The organism is Thauera sp. WH-1 (assembly GCF_047806685.1).
In the GTDB taxonomy this organism is placed as follows: domain Bacteria; phylum Pseudomonadota; class Gammaproteobacteria; order Burkholderiales; family Rhodocyclaceae; genus Thauera.
On sequence record NZ_JBLQGP010000007.1, the window covers coordinates 190,466 to 198,878 of the forward strand.

9 protein-coding genes are annotated in these 8,413 nt (G+C 64.3%); 2 read left to right on the forward strand and 7 right to left on the reverse strand.

The genetic code is table 11. From position 1 onward, the window contains the following. Positions 1–59 precede the first annotated feature (59 nt). The 7 genes from gltA to ACMV5O_RS09685 form a co-directional block, all read right to left on the reverse strand. Positions 60–1,355, reverse strand: a complete 1,296-nt coding sequence (gene gltA, locus ACMV5O_RS09655) for a citrate synthase (RefSeq protein ID WP_324540567.1) — start codon at positions 1,353–1,355, stop codon at positions 60–62. Between the two features lie 60 nt (positions 1,356–1,415). Then, on the reverse strand, positions 1,416–1,652 hold the full coding sequence (locus ACMV5O_RS09660) for a succinate dehydrogenase assembly factor 2 (protein WP_416163249.1): 237 nt from the start codon (positions 1,650–1,652) through the stop codon (positions 1,416–1,418). A gap of 15 nt (positions 1,653–1,667) precedes the next feature. Beyond that, a complete protein-coding gene (locus tag ACMV5O_RS09665; RefSeq protein WP_324540564.1) occupies positions 1,668–2,378 on the reverse strand; it encodes a succinate dehydrogenase iron-sulfur subunit in 711 nt (236 codons plus the stop codon). A 31-nt stretch (positions 2,379–2,409) separates the two neighbouring features. Then, positions 2,410–4,203: a succinate dehydrogenase flavoprotein subunit gene (gene sdhA, locus ACMV5O_RS09670; RefSeq protein ID WP_416163250.1), complete on the reverse strand. Its 1,794-nt coding sequence runs from the start codon at positions 4,201–4,203 to the stop codon at positions 2,410–2,412. A 2-nt stretch (positions 4,204–4,205) separates the two neighbouring features. Beyond that, entirely contained in the window at positions 4,206–4,556 is a 351-nt protein-coding gene (gene sdhD, locus ACMV5O_RS09675) for a succinate dehydrogenase, hydrophobic membrane anchor protein (RefSeq protein WP_416163251.1), read from the reverse strand. Beyond that, positions 4,550–4,939, reverse strand: a complete 390-nt coding sequence (sdhC, locus tag ACMV5O_RS09680) for a succinate dehydrogenase, cytochrome b556 subunit (RefSeq protein WP_416163252.1) — start codon at positions 4,937–4,939, stop codon at positions 4,550–4,552. Before sdhC ends, sdhD begins: the two co-directional genes overlap by 7 nt. Before the next feature lie 104 nt (positions 4,940–5,043). Continuing rightward, entirely contained in the window at positions 5,044–5,772 is a 729-nt protein-coding gene (locus ACMV5O_RS09685; RefSeq protein WP_416163260.1) for a GntR family transcriptional regulator, read from the reverse strand. A gap of 226 nt (positions 5,773–5,998) precedes the next feature. On the opposite strand from ACMV5O_RS09685, the gene ACMV5O_RS09690 reads away from it, so the two are divergent. Beyond that, positions 5,999–6,988, forward strand: a complete 990-nt coding sequence (locus ACMV5O_RS09690) for a malate dehydrogenase (protein ID WP_416163253.1) — start codon at positions 5,999–6,001, stop codon at positions 6,986–6,988. A gap of 177 nt (positions 6,989–7,165) precedes the next feature. Beyond that, positions 7,166–8,170, forward strand: a complete 1,005-nt coding sequence (locus ACMV5O_RS09695; RefSeq protein ID WP_416163254.1) for an HpcH/HpaI aldolase/citrate lyase family protein — start codon at positions 7,166–7,168, stop codon at positions 8,168–8,170. Positions 8,171–8,413 lie beyond the last annotated feature (243 nt).

The window sequence follows — 8,413 nt, forward strand, 5'->3', positions numbered from 1 at the left end:
GCGCAGCCACCCCGTAATCCTCAGAGTGGGCGAAGCCTCCCCCCTCTCTCCATCGCCTCTTAGGGACGCTGTTCGACTGCCGGAACGTCGCGTCGCGCAGCGCCGATGTAGAGCTGGCGCGGACGGCCGATCTTGTACTCCGGGTCGGTGATCATCTCTTCCCACTGGGTGATCCAGCCCACCGTGCGCGCGAGCGCGAAGATGCAGGTGAACATGGAGGTCGGGATGCCCAGCGCCTTCTGCACGATGCCCGAGTAGAAGTCGACGTTGGGATAGAGCTTCTTCTCGACGAAGTACTCGTCTTCCAGCGCGATGCGCTCGAGTTCCTTCGCCAGCTTGAACAGACGGTCGTTCTCGAGCCCGAGCTCGCCCAGCACCTCGGCGCAGACCTTGCCCATCAGCTTCGCGCGCGGATCGAAGTTCTTGTACACGCGGTGGCCGAAGCCCATCAGCTTGAAGCTGTCGTTCTTGTCCTTGGCGCGCTTGATGTACTCGCCGACGCGCGACACGTCGCCGATCTCTTCCAGCATGTTCAGGCAGGCTTCGTTCGCACCGCCGTGCGCCGGACCCCACAGGCAGGCGATGCCGGCCGAGATGCAGGCGAACGGGTTGGCACCCGAGGAACCCGCCAGACGCACGGTCGAGGTCGAGGCGTTCTGCTCGTGGTCGGCATGCAGGGTGAAGATGACGTCGAGGGCACGCACCAGCACCGGGTTCGGCTCGTACTTCTCGCACGGCGTGCCGAACATCATGTGCATGAAGTTGGCGGTGTAGCCGAGGTCGTTGCGCGGGTACATGAAGGGCTGGCCGGTGTTGTACTTGTAGGCCATCGCCACAATGGTCGGCAGCTTCGCGATCAGGCGATTGACCGAGACGTTGCGATGCGCCTCGTCGGAGAAGTCCATCGCGTCGTGGTAGAACGCCGACAGCGCGCCGACAACACCCACCATGATCGCCATCGGATGGGCGTCACGGCGGAAGCCGTTATAGAAGCGGGTGAGCTGGTCATGAACCATGGTGTGGTTCTTGATCACGTTCTCGAACTCGACGCGCTGCTGCGCGTTCGGCAGCTCACCGTTCTTGAGCAGGTAGGCGACCTCGAGGAAGTTGCACTTCTCGGCAAGCTGCTCGATCGGATAGCCGCGATACAGCAGCTCACCCTTGTCGCCGTCGATGAAGGTGATCTTCGACTTGCAGCTCGCAGTCGACAGGAAACCCGAGTCGTACGTGAAGAGACCGGTCTTGCCACCCAGGGTGCGGATGTCGATGACATCCTGCCCGTGGGTGCCGACCATCACCGGAAATTCGACGGTCTTGCCATCGACGGTTAGCGTTGCAGTGCGTTCAGTGCTCATAGATCGTCCCTTCTACTTGCCGGTTTAACTGCTTGTCGTGTTGTGATCGGGGCCGCCGCGTCAGGGCTGACGCAGCAGACCGATCATCTCCTTCCAGCGGTCCACTTCACATGCCTTGCTGCCGTTGACCATCGCCCAGATGTCGTAGTCGTCGCAGCGCAGCAGATCGTCCAGGTCCGCCACCTGATCGTCCGTGAGACGATCGAAATGCCGCTCCAGAAAGCGCGTGAACACCAGATCGAGTTCCAGCAGCGCCCTCCGGCACTGCCAGCGCACACGCCCTCTGTTCATGATCACGCCCCTCGTCCAGATTTATACTGCACGCCGCACCATCATGTCCTTGATCTTGCCGATCGCGCGGGTCGGATTCAGCCCCTTCGGACAGACGTCGACGCAGTTCATGATGGAATGGCAGCGGAACAGCCGATACGGGTCCTCGAGGTTGTCGAGGCGCGCATTGGTGTCCTGGTCGCGGGTATCGGCGAGGAAGCGATAGGCCGCCAGCAGGCCCGCGGGGCCGACGAACTTGTCCGGGTTCCACCAGAACGACGGGCAGGAGGTCGAGCAGCACGCGCACAGGATGCATTCGTAGAGCCCGTTGAGCTCCTCGCGCTCCTCGGGCGACTGCAGGCGCTCGCGCTCGGGCGCCGGGTCGTTATTGACCAGGTAGGGCTTGATCGAGTGGTACTGCTTGAAGAACTGCGTCATGTCGACGATCAGGTCGCGAATGACAGGCAGGCCGGGCAGCGGACGCAGCGTGATCGGCTGCTGCAGGCTGTCGACATCGGTCAGACAGGCCAGGCCGTTCTTGCCGTTGATGTTCATCGCATCCGAACCGCACACGCCTTCGCGGCAGGAACGACGGAAGGACATCGAATCGTCCTTGGCGCGCAGGCGGACCAGCGCGTCGAGCAGCTTCTTGTCGGACGGTTCGAGTTCGACCGAGATGTCCTGCATGTAGGGCTTCTCGTCCTTGTCCGGATCGTAGCGGTAGATCTTGAATTGAACGGTACGCTTGGTCATGTGTGTTTCTCCCGTGCGCTCATCACGCTGATCAATAAGTGCGCTTGGCGAGCGCGATCGGCTCGACATCGTCGGACAGCGGCTTCAGGTTGACCGGCTTGTAGTCGAGTCGGTCGCCTTCGCTGTACCACAGGGTGTGCTTCAGCCAGTTGGCGTCGTCACGGCCGTTCGGATTCTCCGGCGTATCCGGCGCGTCATCACGCACGTGGGCGCCACGCGATTCCTTGCGGGCTTCGGCCGACACCATGGTGGCGCGCGCGACTTCGATCAGGTTGTCGAGCTCGAGGGCTTCCATGCGGGCCACGTTCCAGACCTTGGACTTGTCCGCGATCTCGGTGCGCTTGGCACGCTCGGCGACCTCGCCGATCTTCTGCACGCCTTCGCGCAGCAGGCTGTCGAAGCGGAACACGCCGGCGTGCTTCTGCATCGTGCGGCGCATCTCGAGGCCGACATCGAACACGCTCTCGCCCTTGGTCTGGCCGTCGAGGCGGGCCAGGCGGGCCAGCGACACGTCGGCGGCATCGGCCGGCAGCGGCTTGAGCTTGAGCTGGCCGGACTGGAAGTCCTCGACCACCGTCTCGCCCGCCGACTTGCCGAACACCAGCAGGTCGAGCAGCGAATTGGTGCCAAGGCGGTTGGCGCCGTGCACCGAGGCGCAGGCACACTCGCCCGCGGCATAGAAGCCGGCGACCGGGCTGTTCGGGTTGCCGTCCTTGGGCACCACGACCTGGCCCTTGTAGTTGGTCGGAATACCGCCCATCTGGTAGTGGCAGGTCGGCACGACCGGGATCGGCGCCTTGATCGGATCGACGCCGGCGAACTGGATCGCGATCTCGCGAATGCCCGGCAGGCGCTTCATGATGGTATCGGGCGACAGGTGCGTGATGTCGAGCAGCACGTGATCCTTGTCGGGACCGCAACCACGACCTTCGTTGATCTCGGTGGTCATCGCACGGGAGACGACGTCGCGCGAGGCGAGGTCCTTGAGGTTCGGCGCGTAACGCTCCATGAAGCGCTCGCCCGAGGCGTTGCGCAGGATGCCGCCCTCGCCGCGCACACCCTCGGTAATCAGCACGCCCGCGCCGGCCACGCCGGTCGGGTGGAACTGCCAGAACTCCATGTCTTCGAGCGGAATGCCGGCACGCGCCGCCATGCCGACGCCGTCGCCGGTGTTGATGAAGGCGTTGGTCGAGGAATAGTAGATGCGGCCGGCACCGCCGGTGGCGAAGATGGTGGCCTTGGCATGGAAGATCGAGACCTCGCCGGTCTCCATTTCCATCGCGGTGACGCCGAGCACGTCGCCGTCGGCGTCGCGGATCAGGTCGAGCGCCATCCATTCGACGAAGAACTGGGTGTTGGCGCGCACGTTACGCTGGTAGAGCGCGTGCAGCATGGCGTGGCCGGTGCGGTCGGCGGCGGCACAGGAGCGCATCACCGGGGCCTGGCCGTAATTCATGGAGTGACCGCCGAACGGGCGCTGGTAGATCTTGCCGTTGTCGGTACGGTCGAAGGGCATGCCGTAGTGCTCGAGCTCGATGACGACTTCGTTCGCCTTCTTGCACATGAACTCGATGGCATCCTGGTCGCCCAGCCAGTCCGACCCCTTCACGGTGTCGTACATGTGCCAGTGCCAGTTGTCCTCAGTGGAGTTGCCGAGCGAGGCTGCCACCCCGCCCTGCGCAGCAACCGTGTGCGAGCGGGTCGGGAAGACCTTGGTCAGCACGGCGGTCTTGAGGCCGGCCTCGGACAGTTGCAGTGCCGCACGCAGGCCGGCGCCACCCGCGCCGACGATGACAGCATCAAAGGTACGCTTCGCGACATTCACGCTTAGAGCCTCCACAGGATCTGGGCAGCCCAGCCGGCGTAGCCGACGAGCAGGAAGAGGGTGACCAGGTGCAGTGCCAGGCGCACGCCGGTCGGCTTGACGTAGTCCATCCAGATGTCGCGAACGCCGATCCAGGCGTGATAGAACAGCGACAGGAAGAACAGGAAGCTGAGGAAGCGGAACAGACCGCCCGAGAACAGACCCGACCACGCCTCATAGCTCAGCTCGGACAATCCGAGCGCGGCGAAGGCGAAGATGACCGTGTAGATCGCCATGAAGACGGCGGTCGCACGCTGGGCAATCCAGTCCTTCAGGCCGTAGTGCGCGCCGACTGCGATACGCTGTTTCACCATAGTGTCACCCCGATGATCAAGGTCAGCGCGATACTCACGCCGAGAACGATTTTGGAAGACATGCGGGCGGCCGGCAGATCCCCGCCCTTGTGCATGTCGAGCAGCAGGAAGCGGATGCCCGCACAGAAGTGATGCAGGTAGGCCCACAGCAAGCCGATCAGAAGCAACTTGACGAGCGGATGACCAACGACCGCGCTGAAGGTCTCGAAGGTTTCGGGCGAACCCAGGCTACGATCGAGCAGATACAGCAGGAACGGCAGCAGCAGGAACAGCCCTGCGCCGCTGATCCGGTGAAGGATCGAGACGATGGCCGGCAAGGGCTGCTTTATTTGATTCAAGGCCAGATGCTTCGGCCTCGGCTTGCGCACTGTCACTTCTGACATGAAGACTCCCCTCTTGCATGTGCGACGAACGGCCGTCGCTGACTCCGAAAAAAAAGCACGTAATTATAGCGCTGCAGGACGCCGACATTCCGCCTTCGGCGGCCTCAACTCAGTTCATTAAGATAGAAATGCTCCGCCGTCGAATACAGGCCGCGTCGCCATTCGACCGGCTTGTCCCCGTAGGTGTAGGTCACGCGCTCGACCGACAGCAGCGGCGTGCCTTCGGGCACCTTGAGCGCCTCGCTTGCGCCGCGATCGGCAGCAACCGCGCGGATGCGCTCCTGCGCACGAATCATGCGCAAGCCGAATCGGGTCTCGAACAGGCTGTAGAGCGAGCCGTTCCAGCCCTGCAGCACCTCAGCCGTGAGCCCCTGGAAGATCTCGCCGGGAAGATAGATCTCGTCGATCACGACCGGCTTGGCCGCGAACTTCAGCAAGCGGCGCACGATGATGATCGGCGCCCCCGGCTCGATGCCGAGCATGCGCGACGCTTCCTGGCCGGCCTTCGCCCGCCAGCAATCCAGCGGTATGCTCTGCGGCGGCGCGAGGTCACCATCAATGGGTGCGAGACGAAGAAAACGGAACAAGGCACGCGGGTCGTTATGGGAGGCAACGAAAGTCCCCTTGCCCTGCTTGCGCACCAGCAGATTCTCGGCCGCCATCTCGTCGATGGCCTTGCGCACGGTGCCCTGCGACACGCTGAAACGTGCGGCGAGCTCCTGCTCGCTCGGGATCGCCTGACCGGGACGCCATTCCCCAGCCTCAAGAGCCTGCAGGATCAGGGCCTTGATCTGGCGGTAAAGCGGGCTGAAGGTCGGCGCTTCGTGTGACATGCGCGCATTTGAGCACAAAATTTCCGAGTCGTCCATACCCTGTCTTATGTCTTATATAAGACATAAGACCACATTTGACAGTGCAGGCGCTTCGCATTAGTATCCCCGCGCTCGCTCCTGGCGCAATTCCATGGCGCCAGGACCGCCGGCGAACCCCGGGTTTCGCTGCAGGCACCGGGCAGGATTTCTGGACAACCTAGACCGTCTTACTTGAGGGAGTATCCACATGAGCAAAGCCCCCATGCGCGTTGCTGTCACCGGCGCAGCCGGCCAGATCGGCTACAGCCTGCTGTTCCGCATCGCCAGCGGCGAAATGCTGGGCAAGGACCAGCCCGTCATCCTGCAACTGCTCGACCTGCCGCAGGCGCAGAAGGCCGTCAAGGGCGTCATGATGGAACTGGAAGACTGCGCCTTCCCGCTGCTGGCCGGCATGGTCGCCACCGACGACCCCAATGTCGCCTTCAAGGACGCCGACGTCTGCCTGCTGGTCGGTGCCCGTCCGCGCGGCCCCGGCATGGAGCGTGCCGACCTGCTGACCGCCAACGGAGCCATCTTCACCGTCCAGGGCAAGGCCATCGCCGAGAACGCCAAGGAAGACGTGCGCGTGCTGGTCGTGGGCAACCCCTGCAACACCAACGCCTACATCGCCCGCGCCGCCGCTATCAAGGTCGGCCGCACCAACCCGAACAACTACCACGGCATGCTGCGCCTGGACCACAACCGCGCGCTGTCGCAGCTCGCCGCCAAATCCGGCCGTGAAGTGTCCTCGCTCAAGAAGATGGTCGTGTGGGGCAACCACTCGCCTTCGATGTACGCCGACTACCGCTTCTGCGAGTCGAACGGCGACAGCGTCAAGGCGCTGATCAACGACCACGCCTGGAACAACGACGTCTTCCTGCCCACCGTCGGCAAGCGCGGCGCCGCCATCATCGAGGCCCGTGGCCTGTCGTCGGCCGCCTCGGCTGCCAACGCCGCCATCGACCACGTGCGCGACTGGGTGCTCGGCTCGAATGACTGGGTCACCATGGGCGTGCCCTCCGACGGTTCCTACGGTATCCCCGAAGGCGTCGTGTTCGGCTTCCCCTGCGAATGCAAGGACGGCCAGTTCAAGATCATCCAGGGCCTGGAGATCGACGAGTACTCCCAGGGCAAGATCAACCTCACCCTCAAGGAGCTCGAGGAAGAGCGCGCGGCGGTTGCCGACATGCTGAAGTAATCGACGCGCAAGCGCGGCCGCCGGCCGCCTTCGCCAGAAGCCACGGGGGTAGAATCCCGTGGCTTTTTTCATGTTGTCCCGCCCGTCTTGTTTCCCGCCCGTTTCCTCGCCCTCCGCGGCGATCCAGGTCCGGCGGGGCAGCCCGGGGCACTCGCTGCCGCCAACGAGGAGTCCGACATGCACCTTCACCCCGCCGAAGTCCTGTTCTCGGGCGAAAAGCCCTTCCCCGCCCTGCCCGCCGTCGACCACTACGCCGGTGCCGAGAAGCTGATGCTTAAGGCACTGAAGCTGCAGCAGGAACTCGGGCCGGTGTTCGACATCACCTGCGACTGCGAGGACGGTGCCCGTGCGGGCGCCGAAGCGGAGCACGCACGCATGGTGGTCGAGGTCGTCAATGGCGCCGAGAACCACTTCGGCCGCGTTGGCGCACGCATCCACGACATCACCCATCCGCACTGGCAGCGCGACCTGGAGATCCTGGTCGGCGGCGCCGGACATCGCCTCGCCTTCGTGACCATCCCCAAGGTCCGCTCGGCAGCCGACGCGGCCGAGCAGATCCGCGAACTGCGCCGCGTCGAGGCCGCCTGCAGCCTGGCGCGTCCACTGCCGGTTCACGTGCTGATCGAGACCCACGGCGCGCTGCGCGAGGCCTGGGAGATCGCCGCGCTCGACGGCGTGGAGTCGCTCGACTTCGGTCTGATGGACTTCGTCTCCGGCCACCACGGCGCCATCCCCGGCAGCGCGATGAAGAGCCCCGGACAGTTCGAGCACCCGCTGATCGTCCGCGCCAAGGCCGACATCGCCGCCGCTGCGCTCGCCAACGGCGTCGTGCCCTCGCACAACGTCACCACCGAGCTGCAGGACGTCGCGGTGATCCGCCACGACGCCGAGCGCGCCCGCCGCGAGTTCGGCTACCTGCGCATGTGGAGCATCCACCCCAACCAGATCCTGCCGATCATCGCCGCGATGCAGCCCGACTTCACCGAGGTCGAGGAAGCGTCCGAGATCCTCGTCGCCGCCCAGGACGCCGCCTGGGGACCGATCCAGCACAAGGGTCGCCTGCACGACCGCGCCTCGTATCGTTACTACTGGGAGCTGCTGCAGCGCGCGCGCAACACCGGCATGGAACTCCCGGACGAGGCGCGGCAACGCTTCTTCATGCCGCACCAGGCCGCCGCATGAGGTTGTCGACGAAGCTCGCCAGCCCGGCGGCGGTCGCCACCGCGAGCTGCAGCGGCGCCTCGGGCGCGCCGAGCGGCTGCTAGTGTAGTGCTGCGCTCTTGAAAAGACTTAATTTACGACATCCGTTATCATGCTTCATGCATGCAAGACGGAGAATCGAATGCGAGTTGCGCCCGAGATTGTTTTGACCGAGGACGAGCGAGCGGAGTTGATGAAACTGACGAGTTCGCGGCTCACGAGCGT